The sequence below is a fragment of the Bradyrhizobium sp. 521_C7_N1_3 genome, assembly GCF_052075975.1.
GTDB classification, from domain to species: Bacteria; Pseudomonadota; Alphaproteobacteria; order Rhizobiales; family Xanthobacteraceae; genus Bradyrhizobium; species Bradyrhizobium japonicum.
In genome coordinates, this window is sequence record NZ_CP197232.1 from 6,305,858 (window position 1) to 6,324,273 (window position 18,416).

The following is an 18,416-nucleotide window of genomic DNA, read 5'->3' on the forward strand; positions in this document are numbered from 1 at the left end:
TCCATGGCCGTCGTGATCGCGGCGCTGCTGCCGGTCTTCATCCTCATCGTGCTCGGCGTGGTGCTCAGGCGCACCCTGATGCGGCTCGACACGCAGTGGCACGGGCTGGAGCGGCTGACCTATTTCGTGCTGTTCCCGATGCTGCTGATCCAGACGCTGGTGAAGGCCGACCTCTCCAGGGTGCCGGTCGCCGGCGTCGGCGGCGCGCTGCTGCTGTCGGTGCTCGCGATGTCGCTGCTCTGTCTCGCGCTCCGCCCGGCGCTCGCGCGGTTCGACGTCGACGGTCCCGCCTTCACCTCGATCTTCCAGGGCGCGACGCGCTGGCAGACCTATGTGGCGCTCTCGGTGTCCGCCAACATGTTCGGCGATGTCGGACTGGCGCTGGCGTCGGTGGCGATGGTCGCGATCATTCCGCTGGTCAACGTATTCAGCGTCGCCGTGCTCGCGCACTATGCATCGCCCGAGAAGCAGTCCGCGCGCGCCATCGTCATGACGGTGGTCCGCAATCCCCTGATCTGGGCTTGCGTGATCGGCCTCGTCATCAACGTCATTCATCTGCCGCTGCCAAAGATCTGGCACGAGGTTGCGGACGCGCTCGGCCGGTCCTCGCTCGCCATCGGCCTGCTCGTCACCGGCGCCGGCCTGCAGCTCAAGGGCCTGCTCCGCCCGAGCGTGAGCGCAACCATCGGCGTGGCGTTCAAGCTGGCGCTGATGCCCGTGCTCGCGCTGGCGCTCGCCGCCTGGTTCGGGCTCTCGGGCGACAGCCTGGCGATCGTCGCGATCTGCGCGGCGGTGCCGACCTCCCCCAGCGCCTACGTGCTGGCCCGCCAGATGGGCGGCGATGCGCCGCTGCTGGCGCAGATCATCACGCTGCAGACGATCTTGGCGGCGATCACGATGCCGGTCGTGATCGCGCTGGTGGCGGCGCGCTAGACGTAGGTGCCGCTCGCAGAGAAGATGAGGATGTTGACCCCTGAATGAACCATCACGGTCAACCAAGTCGAATTGCTGCGCCAGCGAATGTACCCAAGAAGGAGTCCGCCGGCGAACACCGAAAACTGGCCTAGCCAATTATATTGATTGTGGAGCATTGCCCATGCGGCCGCCGTCAGCACAATGGCTCCCGGCGGGTGAAGGAATGACTGCGACCAGCCGCGAAACATAAAGCCGCGGAACGCCAATTCCTCAGAGATCGGCGCTGCAATGCACCCGCCCAACAGATAAATCAGCAATCCGTCCGGTGAGCCGGCGAAAGAATGATCGGCGGACAAGTCCCATCTGCTGAGAATGGGCCAAGCGAAGTATTGCACCAAGAGAAGTATCGACGTGAGAACGAGCGCAAGCACAAACTCGCTTATCTTCGGCCAATTCAAAGCGAGATAGTCAGTGAACTTTCGGTTGGCCACGCGCGTCGCGATCCAGAACACCGCCACTGTCGCCGGGCACGCCAGAACAACGGCAAAACCCACCCGGACTTGTGCCAACGAAAATCGCTCCACGACATGGCGCAAGTCCCACATCGTGTTCAGGGCGAGTTTCAATGTCAGAGTATGAACCGCATAAGCGATGAGACCAACGAGCAGCGTCTCCATGAAATCCCATGTCCGGGGTGGCCGAGGCGAACCCACGACCGACGGATGATGCTGAAGCTCTGACATTGGTGGACAACCTATCCGTGACGATCGGATTTTGTTCCACCTAACATATAATACGGCAGGACAACTAGACGGTTGATCAGCGTTGGCCGTTCGAAGCGAATTCCGCCTCAGCTCCCCAGCCACATCGTCAGCACCACCGCCGTCAGATTGTTCAGCGCATGCAGCGCGATCGTCAGCCAGAGCGAGTTGGCGCGATAGCGCATGTAGCCGAACCACAGGCCGATGGAGAAGACCTCGGCGAGGAAGTACATGTCGTATTGCAGGTGCACGACGGTCCACACCAGTGACGACAGGATGATCGCGCCGGGCACGCGCAGGAAGCTCGCCGACCAGCCGCGAAACAGGAAGCCGCGCGCCAACACCTCTTCCGACATCGGCGCAGCGACACTGAACGCGAACAGCAGCATCACAGCCGCGCCCTTGTCGCGGCCCGATTTCAACAGATCGGTCATGAAGCCCGGCGTCGCCTCACGGCCGAGGCTCCGCGACATCGTCTCCCAGGCGACCACGATCAGGACAAGCCCGATGGCGCCGAACAGCATCTGCTTCCAGGACGGCCAATGCAACGCGAGATAGTCGACGAACGAGGCCTTCTTGATGCGGATGGCGAGCCACACCGCGGCCAGCGTCGCCGGCAGGCCCATGGTCACCGACAGCGCGAGCGCCGCGGGCTCGCGACCGACACGCTGGATCGACATCAGGTCGAGGGGGTCGCCACGGTCCCAGGCCAGATAGAGGATGGCACCGACCTGGCCGAGGAACATCGCGACGAAGATGAGCAGGCCCCACACCGCCGTGCCCCAGAATTTCCAGACGCGCGGTGCGGCCGGCGTCACGGTCATCGGCGGGAGATCGGGATTGAGGGAGTCCATTCAAGCGCTTTCGTTGGGACGGCACCGTCATTCCGGGGCCGTTCGCACGACGATCTACTTCGTTCGCGGCGGAATCGGGAAATCATAGGCCGCCCCGCCCGCCCCCGGCAGGGAAAAATGCCACCACTCCTTCGCATAGTTCACAAAGCCTTGCTTCGCCATCGCGGCCACCAGCCGCTTGCGCCAGGCGCGCTGGTCCGGATTGATCGACGGTGCCGCAGTGTGCCCCTTCGCGTCCGTGCAGTCGTAGCCCGTGCCCATGTCGACGCTGCCCTCCGGCAATCGTGCCTCGACCGGCGCCGTGCAATCGGCATAGGCTTTTGACGGATCGTATCTGGCGGAATTGTCAGCCTTGAGATCGACCAGAGTGAGATCGAGCGCCGCGCCCGTGGAATGCTGCGAGCGGCTCGCGATGTAGCCGAGACGGAACAGCTCGGTCTTCGGGATCTTCGGATTGTAGCGCCGCTCGGCCGCCGTCTCGTGGCCGTTCTGCGACCACTTCACCATGTCGAGCGAGGCCCGCGCCGGGCGGTAGCAGTCGAACATCTTCAGCGACAGGCCTTGCGCCGCCAGCTCCTGCTGGGCCGCCTTCAACCGCAGCCCCACCTCCCGCTTCACCACGCATTCGCCGGCGCCGTAGCCGGCGAGCGGACGGCCGACGAAATTGTTCGAGCTGGCGTAGCGGATGTCCTGGATGATGCCGGGATCGATGTCGCGCAAATAGACGAAGCCGCCGGGGAGCGATTGGGCGTGGGCTTCGGCCGTTATCATCGTCAGCGCAATCACAATTCGGATTAACTTCACGTGATCCATCCCCATCGTCATGGCCGGGCATAGCCGTCTGAAGGACGGCGTCGCTTCCGCTCGCCTATGCCCGGCCATCCACGTCCTTTTGCCTCAAATGCGATAGAAGATCGTGGATGCCCGGGACAAGCCCGGGCATGGCGGAGATACTGGCGACAGGCCACGCCAGAGCGACGAACCTGACAGATCAGGGGATAACTCCCCGCCCCGGCATTGGCCCTTGCTCCCCCCGCCATCCCCGCCTATAGCTCTCGTTTTAATGACATCGAAATCGACCTTCGTCCTCGGCCACCGGCATTTGCTGGGCATCGAGGGCCTTTCCGCGGCCGACATCACCGGCCTCCTCGACCTGTCCGAAGAATATGTCGAGCTCAACCGCCAGGTTGACAAGAAGCGCACCGTCCTGCGTGGACGGACGCAGGTGAACCTCTTCTTCGAGGCCTCCACCCGGACCCAGTCCTCGTTCGAGCTCGCCGGCAAGCGGCTCGGCGCCGACGTCATGAACATGTCGGTCTCCTCCTCGTCCATCAAGAAGGGCGAGACGCTGGTCGACACCGCGATGACGCTGAACGCCATGCATCCGGATATCCTGGTGGTGCGCCATCACGCGTCCGGCGCGGTGGAACTGCTGGCGCGCAAGGTCGACGGTTCCGTGATCAATGCCGGCGACGGCGCACACGAGCATCCGACGCAGGCGCTGCTCGACGCCCTGACCATTCGCCGCAACAAGGGCCGGATCGAGGGCCTCGTGGTCGCGATCTGCGGCGACGTGCTGCATTCGCGTGTGGCCCGTTCCAACATCATCCTGCTCAACACCATGGGCGCCCGCGTCCGCGTCGTCGGCCCTTCCACGCTGCTGCCGCCCGGCATCGAGCGGATGGGCGTCGAGGTTGCGCGCGACATGCGCGAGGGGCTCAACGGCGCCGATATCGTCATGATGCTTCGGCTCCAGCGCGAGCGCATGAACGGCTCATTCGTGCCGTCGACCTCCGAATATTTCAACTATTTCGGGCTGGACCAGAAAAAGCTCGCTTACGCCAAGCCAGACGCTCTCGTCATGCATCCCGGCCCGATGAACCGCGGCGTCGAGATCGACACCGCGGTCGCCGACGGCGCGCAATCGCTGATCCGCGAACAGGTCGAGATGGGCGTTGCGGTACGGATGGCCGTGCTCGAAGCGCTCGCCCGCAACTTGCCGAACGCGTGATGCTCATGCTGACTGACCGCCGTCCCATCCTGCTTGCCAACGCCCGCGTCGTCGATCCCAGCAGGGATTTCGACGGCCCCGGCGATGTCCTGATTGCCGACGGCATCATCCGCGAGACCCGCCGCGGGATCGGAGCGGCCGGCGTCCCCGAAGGCACCGACGTCGTCAACTGCGCCGGCAAGATCGTGGCCCCCGGCCTGGTCGACATGCGCGCCTTCGTCGGCGAGCCCGGCTTCAGCCACCGCGAGACCTTTGCCTCCGCGAGCCAGGCGGCTGCGACCGGTGGCATCACCACCATCATCTGCCAGCCCGACACGTCTCCGGTGATCGATAACTCGGCGACCGTCGACTTCGTGATGCGCCGCGCCCGCGACACCGCGATCGTCAACATCCAGCCGATGGCGGCGCTGACCAAGGGCATGCGCGGCGAGGAGATGACCGAGTTCGGCCTGTTGAAGGCCGCAGGCGCCATCGCATTCAGCGACGGCGACAGAAGCGTCACCAACGCCCAGGTGATGCGCCGGGCCCTGACCTATGCGCGCGATTTCGACGCGCTGATCGTGCATCACACCGAAGATCCCGACCTGGTCGGCGAAGGCGTGATGAACGAGGGCGAGTTCGCCTCGCGGCTCGGCCTGATGGGCATTCCCAACGCGGCGGAAGCCGTGATGCTCGAACGCGACATGCGCCTCGTCGCGCTGACCGGCGGCCGCTATCACGCGGCCTCGCTGTCCTGCATCGACTCGCTCGACGTGCTGAAGCGCGCCCGCGACGCCGGGCTCGCCGTCAGCGCCTCCGTCTCGATCAATCATCTTGCGCTCAACGAGAACGACATCGGGCCGTACCGGTCGTTCCTGAAGCTGTCGCCGCCGCTGCGCACCGAGGACGACCGGCGCGCGCTGGTCGCAGCGGTCGCCTCCGGCCTCGTCGAGGTCATCATGTCCGACCACAATCCGCAGGACGTCGAGGTCAAGCGCCTGCCGTTCGCGGAAGCCGCCCCCGGCGCCATCGGGCTCGAGACCATGCTGCCGGCGGGCCTCCGCCTCGTGCACAATGACGAACTGGAGCTGAAGACGCTGATCCGGGCCATGTCGACGCGCCCGGCCGAGATCCTGGGTCTGCCGGGTGGAACCCTGCGCACGGGCAGCCCGGCCGACGTCATCGTGATCGACCCCGATGTGCCCTGGATCGTCGATCCCGCCGACCTCAAATCGCCCTGCAAGAACACCCCGTTCGACGAGGCCCGCTTTACAGGCCGCGTGGTGCGCACCATTGTCGGCGGACGGACGGTGTACGAGCATGTCTGACGGGCAAATTCATGCGTGGCGTCGCGGTTCAGCATGGGGATGCGGCCATGGGGCTTGAAGCCTTCCTGCCGGTGGCCTTCGTCATCGGCTACCTGCTCGGCTCGATTCCGTTCGGGCTGGTCCTGACCAAGCTCGCCGGCACCCAGGATATTCGCTCGATCGGCTCCGGCAGCATCGGCGCCACCAACGTGCTGCGCACGGGACGCAAGAGCCTTGCCGCGGGCACGCTGCTGCTCGACGCGCTCAAGGGCACGGTCGCGGTGGTGATCGCCGGCTACATCGCGGGGCCCAATGCCGCCATGGTGGCCGGGCTCGGCGCCTTCCTCGGCCATCTCTTCCCGGTCTGGCTGAAGTTCAAAGGCGGCAAGGGCGTCGCCGTCTATATCGGCATCCTGCTCGGCCTGTTCTGGCCCGGCGCAGTCGTGTTCTGCCTGCTTTGGCTCGCCACCGCCTTCACCACCCGCTACTCCTCGCTGTCCGCGCTGGTGGCGGCGTTCATCACCCCGATTTTCCTGTGGTGGTTCGGGCATCTCGCGCTCGCATCGCTGTTCGCCGCGCTGACGCTGCTCTTGTTCTACGCGCATCGCGAGAACATCAAGCGCCTGCAATCCGGCAAGGAAAGCCGGATCGGCGAGAAGGCCTAGAGCGTTTTCGAGCGAAGTGGATACCGGTTCGCGTCAAGAAAACGCGTCAAAACAAAATCCAAGGCCGGAAAAAGTCCGGATACCGCCGCAACCCTTCCGCATTATCTGCCAAATCCTGTTCGCAACTCTCGCCTGGAGTGGCGAACAGGTTCCATGCCTGTCATCCTGACAGAGAAGATGGCGTTACGCGGTTGCTCAGAATGAGCGAGAAGATTGTCGGCACGCATGACGGGAGTGGTTTGCAAGGTGCTTCCAGCACCGCGGCAAGCCGGCTGCTCTCGATGACCAATGTCTGGTCCGATGCGCCCTCGCCCGCCCACGAACCTGCTGCCGTTCTCCCGCCAGTGACTCAGCCTGCGCCGGTCGCGCGAGCCGCCGCGCGAGTCGAGATTGCGACCATTGCCGCGCCGGTCGCGCCCGCGCAGCCGCACTCCGACCAATGGCCTCCGCAAAGAGTGTCGCTGGCCCTTCAGGGCGGCGGCACTTTTGCCGCCTTCACCTGGGGCGTGCTGGAGCGGTTGCTGGAAGAGCCGTCGATCGAATTCGACACGGTCAGCGGCGCCAGCGCCGGCGCCATCAACGCGCTCCTGCTTGCCTCCGGCCTTGCCGAAGGCGGACGCGAAGGCGCCCGTTCGCGGTTGAACCGGTTCTGGGCCCGCCTGATGCACGAAGCCTCGTTCCGCTCCTTGATGCTGGTCGGCGGATTCTCGCCGGCGGGAAGCTCGGTCGCGTTCGGTCCGACGCTGCGCTCCGGCCAGTTCGATCCGTTCGATCTCGATCCGCTGCGGCTGGCGCTGTCGCGCGACATCGATTTTGCCGCCTTGCGCGACGCGGCCTGCCCAAAACTGCTGATCGCCGCGACGCGAATCCGCGATGGGCAGCAGCAGATCTTCCGCAACGATTGCATTACCGCCGACGTCGCGCTGGCCTCGACCTGCCCGCCTTTGGTTCACTGCGCCGTCGAGATCGACGGCGAGGCCTATTGGGACGGCGGCATTGGCGGCAATCCGCCGCTGGTGCGCCTGGCGCAGGAGTCGACAACCTCCGACCTGTTGCTCGTCCAGGTTACGCCCACGCGCGACAGCTACGTGCCGATCACGCTCGCCGCGATCGACCGCAGGCTCGACCAGATCGCGGCCAACGCCGCCCTCAACGCCGAGATCGCGGCGCTGGAATGGGCGCGAGCCACGGCTGCACCTTCGCTGCGGCTCTCCAGGATCGCGGCCGAAGACTCCGTTGAGGGTCTGGCGCAGCGCTCATCCACCGATCTCGGCCGCGGCTTCATTCGCACGCTGCACCGGAGCGGGCGCGAGGCCGCCGAGCGTTGGCTCGGACAAGGCGCGACCGGCGCCGAGGCCGAACGCGCGCTGCCCGCCACTGAGCCTGCGCTAGCCTGATTTCGCCAGCGCGTCCTCCAGGAACCATGCCGCCGCAAGCGCGCCCGGATCGTTGCCGAACCGCGCGATCACCTGCACGCCGATCGGCAGGCCGCCCACTTTCAGCACCGGCACGTTGACGCAAGGATTGCCCATCAGCGTCCAGAGCCGGTTGTAACGGGGCGAGCCAGTCGAGGCGAGCTCCTTGGCCGGCGCGGTGCCCGGCGCCGAATAGGTCAGCAGCACGTCAAAACCCTCGAACAGCTCGCCGAGCTCGCGGCGGCCACGGCGGGCGATCCGACGCGCGTCGTCATATTGCTTCGGCGTCAAGCCGACGGTGTCATCGAGGCTGGCACGCAGCATCGGCGCGATCTCGTCGTGATGCTCCGAAAACTCCCAGGCCAGCGCGCGATGCGCCTCGAAGTCCTGGATGATCGGGTGGATGCGCCAGGCTTCCTGCAGCGACTCCGGCAGATCGATGGTCTTGACACTGGCACCGGCCCTCTCGGCCGCCTTGATCGCAGCCTGCAAGCCCTCTTCCGCCGCCAGCTCCACGGCCTCGGCAAACTCCTGCCTTACCACGCCGATGCGCGGCGCCTTGGCCGCGGCAATGCCATCGAATTCAGTGCGGCCGGTGATCGCCAGCAGCCCGCGCGCGAGATCTTCCGCGCGCGATCCGAACAGGCCGACGGTATCAAGCGCCCATGAGTAGCACTTCACGCCGATGGTCGGCAGCATCCGGAACGACGGCTTGATCGCGGCAGCCCCGCAATAGGCGGCGGGACGGATCACCGAGCCGCCGGTCTGGGTGCCGAGCGCCAGCGGGATCATGCCGGCACCGACCGCCGCGGCCGAGCCCGAGGACGAGCCGCCCGGCGTATGGCCGAGATTGTGCGGATTGAGCGTCGGGGTCGGATCGCGCGAGGCGAACGCCGTGGTGGTGGTCTTGCCGATGATGGTGGCGCCTGCCCGCTTCAGCATCATCACGACCGGCGCGTCCGAGCGCGGCTGCCAGCCGCGATAGATCTCCGAGCCCATCTCGGTCGGCATGTTGGCGGTGTCGATGATGTCCTTGATGCCGACGGCGATGCCGCGCAGCGGGCCGGAGGCTTGCGCCTTCGCGGATTTGTCGTGGCGGACGAAGGCGCGGACGTCCTTCTCCCTGGCCTCGATCGCCGCGTGCGACTGGGCAATGGCGTCATCGGGCGAAAGCTTGCCCGCTTCGATGCGGCGCTGGAGGTCGGCAAGTGAGATCATGGCAACACCCTTCTTATTGCCATCGCTTTTAGCATCGGGACGAGGTCGCGCAAGCGCACGTGGACGCGGTCGATCCATGCGTGCAGTCGACCGGGACCAGCGGCTCGACCAGAGCATTCGCCTCCGCGGGCGCCGCGCCGATGAGATCAAAAATGGAAACAGTATATTTCAATTATTTCTATTTTTATCGCAATTCAAACGGGCCAGTTTGAGCTCGCAACACAGGGCCCTGCGGCGCGCACCCTCTTACGGACCACAAACGCCTGGTGCGTCACCGCCGTCGGACCTCAACCAAGCACAGGAGCGATGACCATGGATACGACCCGTTATGCTTCCCTCGTTGGCCGGCTGCTGATCGGCCTCCCGTTTGCAATGAGTGGCTTCAGCAAGCTCACCGCCTATGGTGCGACGACCGCTTACATCGCCTCTGCGGGATTGCCGGTGCCCCCGTTGGCATATGCGATCGCAGTTCTCGTCGAGCTCGGTGGCGGTCTCCTGCTGATCGCGGGCTATCAAGCCCGCTCGGTCGCGCTGGCGCTCGCCATATTCTCGCTGGCCGCGGCAGTCTCGTTCCACAACAACTTTGCCGACCAGAATCAGATGATCCACTTCCTCAAGAACGTGATGATGGCAGGCGGCCTGCTCCAGATCTTTGCCTTCGGTGCCGGTGCGCTCAGCCTTGACGCTCGCGTCTCGCGGAGCGGCATTGCTGTCGCTCAGGCAGCGCACGCGCGTTGAATCGACGACCTTGCGGAAGACCCGTCGACCACGTCGGGTCTTCCGGCAGCGCCTTTGAAGCCCGATCAAGCGCAAGCAACTGTTGCCCACGCCCTCAGGTTGTTCCATGCTGCTTCCACAAGGAGACGCCGTGGACGCCATCAACCCGAGCGTTGAGCTGACCGAGCTAGAGCGGATCGACCGCCTGCGGCTGATCCGCTCCGACAATGTCGGGCCGCGCACCTTCAAATCGCTGGTCGATCATTTCGGCAGCCCGCGCGCCGCACTGGAGCGCCTGCCCGATCTGGCGCGCCGCGGCGGTGCTCAGCGATCGGGGCGCATCTGTAGCGTGGACGAGGCGAAGGCCGAGCTCGCCGCAAGCCGCAAGTTCGGCATCGCCTGGCTCGCGCCCGGCGAGGACGGTTATCCGGCGCGGCTAGCGACACTCGACGATGCGCCGCCGCTGCTCGCCGTGCGCGGCGACACCACGACGCTGATGCGTCCGATGATCGCGATCGTCGGCTCGCGCAATGCCTCCGGCGCGGGACTGAAATTCGCCGGTCAGCTCGCGCGTGAGCTCGGCGAAGCCGGCTTCATCATCATCTCGGGGCTCGCCCGCGGCGTCGATCAGGCGGCGCACCGCGCCAGTGTCGACAGCGGCACCATCGCCGTGCTCGCCGGCGGACATGACTGCATCTATCCGCCCGAGCATGGCGACCTGCTCGCCGCGATCCTCGATCACGCGGGCGCTGCGATCTCGGAGATGCCGCTCGGCCACGAGCCGCGCGCCCGCGACTTCCCCCGTCGCAACCGGCTGATCTCCGGCGCCGCGCTCGGCGTGGTCGTGGTCGAGGCCGCGTATCGCTCGGGCTCGCTGATCACCGCGCGCATGGCGGCCGAACAGGGCCGCGAGGTGTTCGCGGTGCCCGGCTCGCCGCTCGACCCGCGCGCCGCCGGCACCAACGATCTGATCAAGCAGGGCGCAACGCTCGTCACCGAAGCGTCCGACATCATCAACGCTGTCGCACCGATCATGGAGCGGCCGCTGATGCATCCGGCGAGCGAACCCGACAGCGAACCGTTCGAGAGCGATCCGCAATCACACGACCGCGACCAGATCACCGGCCTGCTCGGCCCTGCCCCCATCTCGATCGACGACCTCGTGCGGATGTCCGGCGCCTCGCCCGCGATCGTCCGGACCGTGCTGCTGGAGCTCGAGCTTGCCGGGCGGCTCGAACGCCACGGCGGCGGATTGGTGTCGCTGCTCTAATGCATGATGAAATGAGGCTCGAAGTCTTACCCTCCCCTGGAGGGGGAGGGTCGATGCGCGAAGCGCGAGCGGGGGGGGTGATCTCTCAACTCGGGGACCGTTGGAGGCGGAGAGACCGCCACCCCACCCCGTCTCACATTCCGCTGCGCTTCATGTGAGCCGACCCTCCCCCTCCAGGGGAGGGTGAAACCGGCCGCGCGGCATGAGTATCGCGTCTAATTATTCTCCGCTTCAGTCCCCGTTGCGCTCGTCGAAGCGCGTTCGTGCCGCCGCGATCTGCGCCTGGTGCTCCTTCGCCCATAGCCCGAGCGCCATCACGGGCTGCTGGAGCCCGCGGCCAAGATCGGTCAGCTCGTAGTCCACGCGCGGCGGAATGGTCGGGAAGATCGTGCGCGTGACCAGGCCGTCGCGCTCCAGCCCACGCAGGGTCAAGGTCAGCATTCGCTGCGAGATGCCGTTGATCATCCGCTTCAGTTCATTGAAGCGCTTGGGCCCGTCGCTCAGCATCATGATGACGAACACGCTCCATTTGTCGCCGACGCGCGCAAGGATCGAGGCGACCCCGCGGCAGTCCGCGTGGTCGCGATCCGGCATCTGGGGCGCAGGAAAATCGGTGTGTGCAGGTCTCAAAGATGTGCCCATGGCTCAAAAATGTGCGTTCTTGCGGGGAATTTGACAGTCACTCATGTAGTGCGGGTTACAAATCTATACCATAGGTGAACCCCAATGAAACTCCTCCATATCGACTCCAGCGTGCTCGGTCCCCACTCCGTCTCACGACAGGTTTCCGCCGCCATCGTCGACCGCCTCATGCAGGCAACGCCGTCGCTCGACCTCGTCTATCGCGATTTGACGCAGATCCCGCTCGCCCACCTCTCCGGCTCGCACCTCGCGGCCGCGCAAGGCGCGCCCGCGCCGGCGGAACTCGGACCCGACCTTGCCGCGAGCGCGGCTGTGCTCAACGAGTTCCTCGATGCCGATATCGTCGTGATCGGCGCGCCCATGTACAATTTTACGATCCCGAGCCAGCTCAAGGCCTGGATCGACCGCGTCCTCGTGGCGGGGAAAACGTTCAAATACGATGCGAACGGCCCGCAGGGCCTTGCCGGCAACAAGCGCGTGATCGTGGCGATCTCGCGCGGCGGCTATTACGGCCCGGGCACGCCGGCCGCCTCGCTCGAGCACCTCGAAACCTATTTGCGCGGCGTGTTCGCGTTCATGGGCATCACGAGCCCCGAATTCATTGTCGCTGACGGCATCCAGGTCGGCCCTGAGCATCGCGAGAAAGCGCTGGCCGGAGCGCTTCAGGCTGCCACCAGCCTCCAGGCGGCGTAACACTTACGCCGACGCCAGCCGCTGCCGGACTCCGGCGGCGGCTGAGAATTCGACAGCGCTAAAACCAGGCGCCCTGAACGCCAAGAATGACCGCGACGAGCGAAATGAAAAGCCCGATGCCTGAGAAAAGTGCCACCCCGATGAACTCGGACGTGTCGGAGTGCTTGGCGGGAATGGCGGAATCTTCGGTGTAAATACGCGGTTCTGAAATCGACGAAGAAATACGAGCTGCCTTTGACATCGCGGGCTCCCTGAAAGTGAGTCTTATGACCCCTGCCCGCAAAAGTGTCTCGGCAGCGCAAGCGAAGGTTCAACGCCTCACGGAAGGTTCAGAGGAATACAGCCATCAAGGTGCAGGAACCGGCCGGCGCAACCGATGTCGCCGCGCCGACCGATTCAATTTTCGCAAACGTTGATCAGCCGCGATAGATCGGCGCGCCCGCGGGAGAGGCAACCGCGCCACCATCGACGAAGATCTCCTGGCCCTGAATGTGCGCGGCATCATCCGACGCAAGGAACAGCACCGTCTTCGAGATGTGATCCGGTTCACCAATGCGGCCGAGCGGCGTGGACAGTCCAATGCGCTTCTCGAACGCCTTCTCGGCTTCAGGCGTTGCAATCGCGGCGCCCCAGATCGGCGTGCGGATCGCGCCGGGCGCGACGACGTTGACGCGAATCCCGCGCGGCGACAGTTCCGACGCCATGATCCGCGCCATCGCGCGCACGCCGGCCTTGGCGGCGCCATAGGCCGAATAGCCGGGAATGCCGAGCACGGAGATCACCGAGCCGTTGAGGATGATCGAGGCATTGTCGTTGAGATAAGGCAGCGCCGACTGCACCGTGAAGAACACGCCGGTGAGGTTGGTGCTGATGACCTTCTCGAAAACCTCCAGCGTTGCCGAACCGAGCGGTGTGCCGCCGGGAATGCCGGCGTTGGCGAACACGATGTCGAGCTTGCCGAATTTTTCGGCGCCCTTCTTGATTGCAGCTTCGGTCGCGGCAATGTCGGTGGCGTCGGCTGCGACCGCGAACCCGTTCGGGCCAAGCTCCTTCGCCGCGGCCTCAAGCGTCTCCTTGTTGCGCCCGGTGATGATCACCTTCGCGCCCTCGGCCACGAACAGCTTTGCCGTCGCCAGGCCAATGCCGCTATTGCCGCCCGTAATCAATGCCGTCTTGTTCTTCAGTCTCACGATCGTCTCCAGTGGTTGCATCATAAAACTATGTTGCCATCTAGGGCATATGGTTTTATGATGCAACCACACAAACGCGTGATCGGCGCCGAAATCGGGCGAACGCGACAGGACCAGGACGATGGTGAAACGAACGAGCTTCGAGGGCGATTCCTGCCCGATCGCGCGGTCGCTGGAAGCGATCGGCGATTGGTGGTCGCTGCTGATCATCCGCGAGGCGCTGTTCGGCCTGCGCCGCTTCGGCGAGTTTCAGAGCAAGCTCGGCATGGCCAAGAACATTCTGGCCGTGCGGCTGCGCTCGCTTGTGGACCACGGCATTCTCGCCACCGCCCCCGCCTCCGACGGCAGCGCCTATCAGGAATATGTGCTGACGCCGAAGGGCCGCGGCACCTTCCCGATCCTGGTGGCGCTCCGGCAATGGAGCGAGGAGTTCGACGATCACCCCGAGCAGATCACAACGGTTCTGGTCGATCGCGAGAAAGGCCGCCCGATCCGGAAGCTCGAAATGCGCGCCGAGGACGGGCGATTGCTCACGCCCGCGGACACGATGGTGAAGCTACGGCCGCCGCCGCGCAGGCGGTCGGCGTGACGACGCACAACTGCCGCCACACCGTCATTGCGAGCGCAGCGAAGCAATCCGGGATTTCACCGCGGAGGGATTCTGGATTGCTTCGCTGCGCTCGCAATGACTGCGTTGGGGGGACTTGTACAAAATATCGACGGCGTCAAAGATGGCTGAACACTCTAAAGTGGCACCGCCATGCCCCTGCTCGCCATCGTCTATTTTTCCATCACCGGCACCACCGAGAAGCTGGCGCATGCGGTGGCGCGCGGCGCGGATGACCCAGCGGACGTCGCGCTTTGTCGCATCACCGGCGACGACATCGTGTCAGGCCGCTTTCAGGATGAACGCTTGTTGGAAACGATCGACCGCGCTGACGCGGTCGCATTCGGCAGCCCGACCTACATGGGCGGCCCGGCGGCCCAGTTCAAAGCCTTCGCAGACGCTTCAAGCGACCGATGGACCCAGCAACGATGGGCCAACAAGATCGCGGCCGGATTCACGACGGGTGCCTGCGCAGGCGGCGATCAACTGCACACGTTGACCTATTTTTCCATTCTGGCCGCCCAACACGGCATGCTCTGGTGCGGCCTCGACATTCCCGGAGGCGAGGATCCGGGCGGCCGGAATCGTTTGGGCAGCCAGCTCGGCCTTGCAACACATCTGGTCGACGGCGCGTTGCCGCAGAGCGACCTCAACACGGCCGAATATCTCGGCCAGCGATTGGCCAAATTGGCAAAGCGCAACGGCTAACCACATCCGTCATTGCGAGCGTGGCGAAGCAATCCAGAATCCCACCGCGGCAAGACTCTGGATTGCTTCGCTGCGCTCGCAATGACGCGGTTGATGCAGCGCGCCTCCATATATCGCCGTCACCCCGAGGTGGCTGCTTCTTCAGCGGCCCTCGAAGGGCGACGGCCCGGCTGCGGCATCTCGGCCGCTCAACCTTCGCGGCTCGCTACGCGAGCACCTCAGCATGGCGGATTGGATAGTGAGCGCCGCTACGACAGCTTGCGCTTGCTCCGCAGCCGCAAGTGCTCGTCGGCCTCCAGCTTGGTCATCCCCAGGAGATAATGCAGCACATCGAGCTTGTGGCGCTCGGCGAGCTTGCGCAACGCGCCCACCTGCTCGGCGATGAAGGCGACGGCCTCATCGACGCCGCCCTCCCCTGGTTCCTCACCGCGCGAGCCCCCCGGCGCGCCTGATGCGGCGCGCGCCCGTTTCTTTCCTGGCTTAGTCACCAGACCCCACCCGAATCCATGCCCCGGGAGGACTCTACGCCGACATTGACCGCAACTCCAAGGTGGTATTTTGCAACTTTCTCGATATGAAACTTTTCCCATTCGAGGTGCTTTCAACACCCCTCGATTTGACAGCGAGGGTCTCACCACCCATGTTCGGGTCGAAACGGCCGATCCGAATCTCATCGCAAGCGGCTCGTAATTTCCCCGTAAGTTACTGGAACTACATGAATATCGTCATTGTGGAGTCGCCGGCGAAAGCCAAGACGATCAACAAGTATCTGGGCTCGTCCTACGAGGTTCTGGCCTCGTTCGGCCATGTCCGCGACCTCCCGGCGAAGAACGGTTCCGTCGATCCGGACACAAATTTCAAGATGATCTGGGAGGTCGACCCCAAGGCGGCCGGCCGGCTCAACGATATCGCCAAGTCCCTGAAGGGCGCCGACCGCCTGATTCTGGCGACCGACCCTGATCGCGAGGGCGAGGCCATCTCCTGGCACGTGCTGGAGGTGTTGAAGGAAAAGCGCGCGCTGAAGGATCAGAAGATCGAGCGCGTGGTGTTCAACGCCATCACCAAGCAGGCGGTCACGGATGCGATGAAGAATCCGCGCCAGATCGACGGCGCGCTGGTCGACGCCTACATGGCGCGCCGCGCGCTGGACTATCTGGTCGGCTTCACCCTCTCCCCCGTGCTGTGGCGCAAGCTGCCGGGCGCCCGCTCGGCCGGCCGCGTGCAGTCGGTGGCGCTGCGGCTGGTCTGTGATCGCGAGCTCGAAATCGAAAAATTCGTGCCGCGCGAATACTGGTCGCTGATCGCGACCCTGCTGACGCCGCGCGGCGACGCCTTCGAAGCGCGCCTTGTCGGCGCCGACGGCAAGAAGATCCAGCGCCTCGACGTCGGCAGCGGCGTAGAAGCCGAAGACTTCAAGAAGGCGCTGGAAGCAGCCGCCTATGCCGTGACCGCGGTCGATGCGAAGCCGGCCCGGCGCAATCCGCAGGCCCCTTTCACCACCTCGACGCTGCAGCAGGAAGCCAGCCGCAAATACGGCTTTGCGCCGGCGCACACGATGCGCATCGCCCAGCGCCTTTATGAAGGCATCGACATCGGCGGCGAGACCACCGGACTCATTACTTATATGCGTACCGACGGCGTGCAGATCGATCCGTCCGCGATCACCCAGGCACGCAAGGTGATCGGCGAGGATTACGGCAACGCCTATGTGCCGGAGGCCCCGCGCCAGTATCAGGCCAAGGCCAAGAACGCCCAGGAAGCGCACGAAGCGATCCGTCCGACCGACATGTCGCGCCGCCCCGACAGTATGAGCCGCAAGCTCGACGCCGACCAGGCGCGACTCTATGAGCTGATCTGGAAGCGCACCATCGCAAGCCAGATGGAATCGGCCGAGCTCGAGCGCACCACCGTCGACATCACCGCGAAGGCAGGCTCCCGAACGCTGGAGCTGCGTGCGACGGGTCAGGTCGTCAAGTTCGACGGTTTTCTGGCGCTCTATCAGGAAGGCCGCGACGACGAGGAGGACGAGGACTCCCGCCGCCTGCCCGCGATGAGCCCGAACGACGCGCTCAAGCGGCAGTCGCTCGCCGTCACCCAGCACTTCACCGAGCCGCCGCCGCGCTTCTCGGAGGCCTCGCTGGTCAAGCGCATGGAAGAGCTCGGCATCGGCCGTCCCTCGACCTATGCCTCGATCCTCCAGGTCCTGAAGGACCGCGGCTACGTCAAGCTGGAGAAGAAGCGCCTGCACGGCGAGGACAAGGGCCGCGTCGTGGTCGCCTTCCTCGAAAGCTTCTTCAGCCGCTACGTCGAATACGACTTCACCGCCAATCTGGAGGAGCAGCTCGACCGCATCTCCAACAACGAGATCTCCTGGCAGCAGGTGCTGAAGGACTTCTGGACCGGCTTCATCGGCGCCGTCGACGAGATCAAGGATCTGCGCGTAGCCCAGGTGCTCGACGTGCTCGACGACATGCTGGGCCAGCACATCTATCCGCCCCGCGCCGATGGCGGCGATATCAGGCAGTGCCCGAGCTGCGGCAACGGCCGGCTCAATCTCAAGGCCGGCAAGTTCGGCGCCTTCGTCGGCTGCTCGAACTATCCGGAATGCCGCTACACCCGCCAGCTCGCCGCCGACAGCGAGACCACCGCCGACCGTTCGCTCGGCCAGGACCCCGATACGGGTCGCGATGTCTGGGTCAAGGCCGGCCGCTTTGGGCCCTACATCCAGCTCGGCGAGTCCAAGGATTACGAGGAAGGCGAGAAGCCGAAGCGCGCGGGCATCCCGAAGGGCACCTCGCCGGGCGATGTCGAGCTCGAGCTTGCGCTGAAGCTGTTGTCGCTGCCACGGGAGATCGGCAAGCATCCGGAGACCGGTCAGCCGATCACGGCAGGTCTCGGCCGTTTCGGGCCGTTCGTGAAGCACGAGAAGACCTACGCCAGCCTCGAGAGCGGCGACGAGGTCTTCGACATCGGCCTCAACCGCGCGGTGACGCTGATCGCGGAAAAGGTCGCCAAGGGCCCGAGCCGTCGCTTCGGCGCCGACCCCGGCAAGGCGATCGGCGATCATCCGACGCTGGGCACCGTCACGGTGAAGAGCGGCCGTTACGGCGCCTATGTCACGGCAGGCGGCGTCAACGCGACGATCCCGGCCGAGTTCGAAAAGGACACCGTCACGCTGCCGCAAGCGATCGCGCTGATCGACGAACGCGCGGCCAAGGGCGGCGGCAAGACCAAGGCGAAGAAAGCCGCGAAGCCGGCCAAGGCCAAGAAGGCTGCGGAGAAGGCTGCGGACGGCGATGACGCCGCGCCGAAGCCGAAGAAACCGGCCGCGAAGAAGGCGGCCAAACCCAAATCCGAATCCACCAGCAAGGCGCGCGCCGCCGTGTCGTCGACCGCAAAAACGTCGCCGACCAAGGCCGCCGCCCCCAAGGCTCCGGCCAAGAAGAGTGCCGGCAAGACCTAGA

Annotated in this window: 20 protein-coding genes; 11 read left to right on the plus strand and 9 right to left on the minus strand. The window is 65.1% G+C overall.

Translation table 11 applies throughout. The features are described 5' to 3' along the window. The first annotated feature begins 3 nt into the window (after window positions 1–3). Entirely contained in the window at window positions 4–933 is a 930-nt protein-coding gene (locus tag AB7008_RS29515) for an AEC family transporter (RefSeq protein WP_441259930.1), read from the plus strand. Here AB7008_RS29515 and AB7008_RS29520 read toward each other — a convergent pair. The 3 genes from AB7008_RS29520 to AB7008_RS29530 form a co-directional block, all read right to left on the minus strand. Continuing rightward, on the minus strand, window positions 930–1,592 hold the full coding sequence (locus AB7008_RS29520; RefSeq protein WP_441259931.1) for a lysostaphin resistance A-like protein: 663 nt from the start codon (window positions 1,590–1,592) through the stop codon (window positions 930–932). The genes AB7008_RS29515 and AB7008_RS29520 overlap by 4 nt on opposite strands. 173 nt (window positions 1,593–1,765) lie before the next feature. Further along, window positions 1,766–2,530, minus strand: a complete 765-nt coding sequence (locus tag AB7008_RS29525; RefSeq protein ID WP_028150653.1) for a CPBP family intramembrane glutamic endopeptidase — start codon at window positions 2,528–2,530, stop codon at window positions 1,766–1,768. A 54-nt stretch (window positions 2,531–2,584) separates the two neighbouring features. Then, window positions 2,585–3,343 carry a M15 family metallopeptidase gene (locus tag AB7008_RS29530; RefSeq protein ID WP_441259932.1) on the minus strand — a complete coding sequence of 253 codons (759 nt, stop codon included), beginning with the start codon at window positions 3,341–3,343 and terminating at the stop codon, window positions 2,585–2,587. Between the two features lie 250 nt (window positions 3,344–3,593). Between AB7008_RS29530 and AB7008_RS29535 the strand changes: the two genes are divergently transcribed. From AB7008_RS29535 to AB7008_RS29550, 4 genes are all read left to right on the plus strand, one after another. Continuing rightward, the gene (locus tag AB7008_RS29535; protein WP_014494716.1) at window positions 3,594–4,541 is read left to right on the plus strand and encodes an aspartate carbamoyltransferase catalytic subunit; all 948 of its coding nucleotides are present in this window, start codon (window positions 3,594–3,596) and stop codon (window positions 4,539–4,541) included. Between the two features lie 5 nt (window positions 4,542–4,546). Continuing rightward, window positions 4,547–5,848, plus strand: a complete 1,302-nt coding sequence (locus tag AB7008_RS29540) for a dihydroorotase (RefSeq protein WP_028155057.1) — start codon at window positions 4,547–4,549, stop codon at window positions 5,846–5,848. Between the two features lie 47 nt (window positions 5,849–5,895). Next, window positions 5,896–6,492, plus strand: a complete 597-nt coding sequence (gene plsY, locus AB7008_RS29545) for a glycerol-3-phosphate 1-O-acyltransferase PlsY (protein ID WP_039156855.1) — start codon at window positions 5,896–5,898, stop codon at window positions 6,490–6,492. A 200-nt stretch (window positions 6,493–6,692) separates the two neighbouring features. Next, window positions 6,693–7,889, plus strand: coding sequence for a patatin-like phospholipase family protein (locus AB7008_RS29550; protein ID WP_441259933.1), 1,197 nt, complete (start codon window positions 6,693–6,695; stop codon window positions 7,887–7,889). On the opposite strand, the gene AB7008_RS29555 is transcribed toward AB7008_RS29550, so the two are convergent. Continuing rightward, on the minus strand, window positions 7,881–9,125 hold the full coding sequence (locus tag AB7008_RS29555; protein WP_441259934.1) for an amidase: 1,245 nt from the start codon (window positions 9,123–9,125) through the stop codon (window positions 7,881–7,883). The two genes, AB7008_RS29550 and AB7008_RS29555, sit on opposite strands and share 9 nt — an antisense overlap. A gap of 312 nt (window positions 9,126–9,437) precedes the next feature. Here AB7008_RS29555 and AB7008_RS29560 point away from each other — a divergent pair, with 312 nt between their 5' ends. Both AB7008_RS29560 and dprA read left to right on the plus strand, forming a co-directional pair. Further along, window positions 9,438–9,863 carry a DoxX family protein gene (locus tag AB7008_RS29560; RefSeq protein ID WP_028155053.1) on the plus strand — a complete coding sequence of 142 codons (426 nt, stop codon included), beginning with the start codon at window positions 9,438–9,440 and terminating at the stop codon, window positions 9,861–9,863. 106 nt (window positions 9,864–9,969) lie between these two features. Then, window positions 9,970–11,112, plus strand: coding sequence for a DNA-processing protein DprA (gene dprA / locus AB7008_RS29565; protein WP_248878265.1), 1,143 nt, complete (start codon window positions 9,970–9,972; stop codon window positions 11,110–11,112). 231 nt (window positions 11,113–11,343) lie between these two features. Here dprA and AB7008_RS29570 read toward each other — a convergent pair whose 3' ends face one another. After that, window positions 11,344–11,754: a winged helix-turn-helix transcriptional regulator gene (locus tag AB7008_RS29570; RefSeq protein WP_441259935.1), complete on the minus strand. Its 411-nt coding sequence runs from the start codon at window positions 11,752–11,754 to the stop codon at window positions 11,344–11,346. Window positions 11,755–11,838: 84 nt separating this feature from the next. Between AB7008_RS29570 and AB7008_RS29575 the strand changes: the two genes are divergently transcribed. Beyond that, entirely contained in the window at window positions 11,839–12,447 is a 609-nt protein-coding gene (locus AB7008_RS29575; protein ID WP_028155051.1) for an FMN-dependent NADH-azoreductase, read from the plus strand. A gap of 58 nt (window positions 12,448–12,505) precedes the next feature. Here the strand turns inward: AB7008_RS29575 and AB7008_RS29580 are convergent, their stop codons facing one another. Together AB7008_RS29580 and AB7008_RS29585 are read right to left on the minus strand one after the other, a co-directional pair. Beyond that, entirely contained in the window at window positions 12,506–12,688 is a 183-nt protein-coding gene (locus AB7008_RS29580) for a hypothetical protein (RefSeq protein WP_248878267.1), read from the minus strand. Between the two features lie 175 nt (window positions 12,689–12,863). Beyond that, on the minus strand, window positions 12,864–13,637 hold the full coding sequence (locus AB7008_RS29585; RefSeq protein ID WP_212483237.1) for an SDR family oxidoreductase: 774 nt from the start codon (window positions 13,635–13,637) through the stop codon (window positions 12,864–12,866). 121 nt (window positions 13,638–13,758) lie between these two features. Here AB7008_RS29585 and AB7008_RS29590 point away from each other — a divergent pair, with 121 nt between their 5' ends. Then, window positions 13,759–14,226: a winged helix-turn-helix transcriptional regulator gene (locus AB7008_RS29590; protein ID WP_264621253.1), complete on the plus strand. Its 468-nt coding sequence runs from the start codon at window positions 13,759–13,761 to the stop codon at window positions 14,224–14,226. 24 nt (window positions 14,227–14,250) lie between these two features. Here AB7008_RS29590 and AB7008_RS29595 read toward each other — a convergent pair whose 3' ends face one another. Then, entirely contained in the window at window positions 14,251–14,457 is a 207-nt protein-coding gene (locus AB7008_RS29595) for a hypothetical protein (protein ID WP_441259936.1), read from the minus strand. Between the two features lie 3 nt (window positions 14,458–14,460). Here AB7008_RS29595 and AB7008_RS29600 point away from each other — a divergent pair, with 3 nt between their 5' ends. Next, complete coding sequence (locus tag AB7008_RS29600; RefSeq protein WP_441259937.1) at window positions 14,461–14,952, plus strand: flavodoxin family protein; 492 nt, start codon at window positions 14,461–14,463, stop codon at window positions 14,950–14,952. A 248-nt stretch (window positions 14,953–15,200) separates the two neighbouring features. Here AB7008_RS29600 and AB7008_RS29605 read toward each other — a convergent pair whose 3' ends face one another. Beyond that, window positions 15,201–15,440, minus strand: coding sequence for a hypothetical protein (locus AB7008_RS29605; RefSeq protein WP_014494703.1), 240 nt, complete (start codon window positions 15,438–15,440; stop codon window positions 15,201–15,203). 227 nt (window positions 15,441–15,667) lie between these two features. Here AB7008_RS29605 and topA point away from each other — a divergent pair, with 227 nt between their 5' ends. Continuing rightward, a complete protein-coding gene (gene topA, locus AB7008_RS29610; protein ID WP_441259938.1) occupies window positions 15,668–18,415 on the plus strand; it encodes a type I DNA topoisomerase in 2,748 nt (915 codons plus the stop codon). Window position 18,416: the final 1 nt, after the last annotated feature.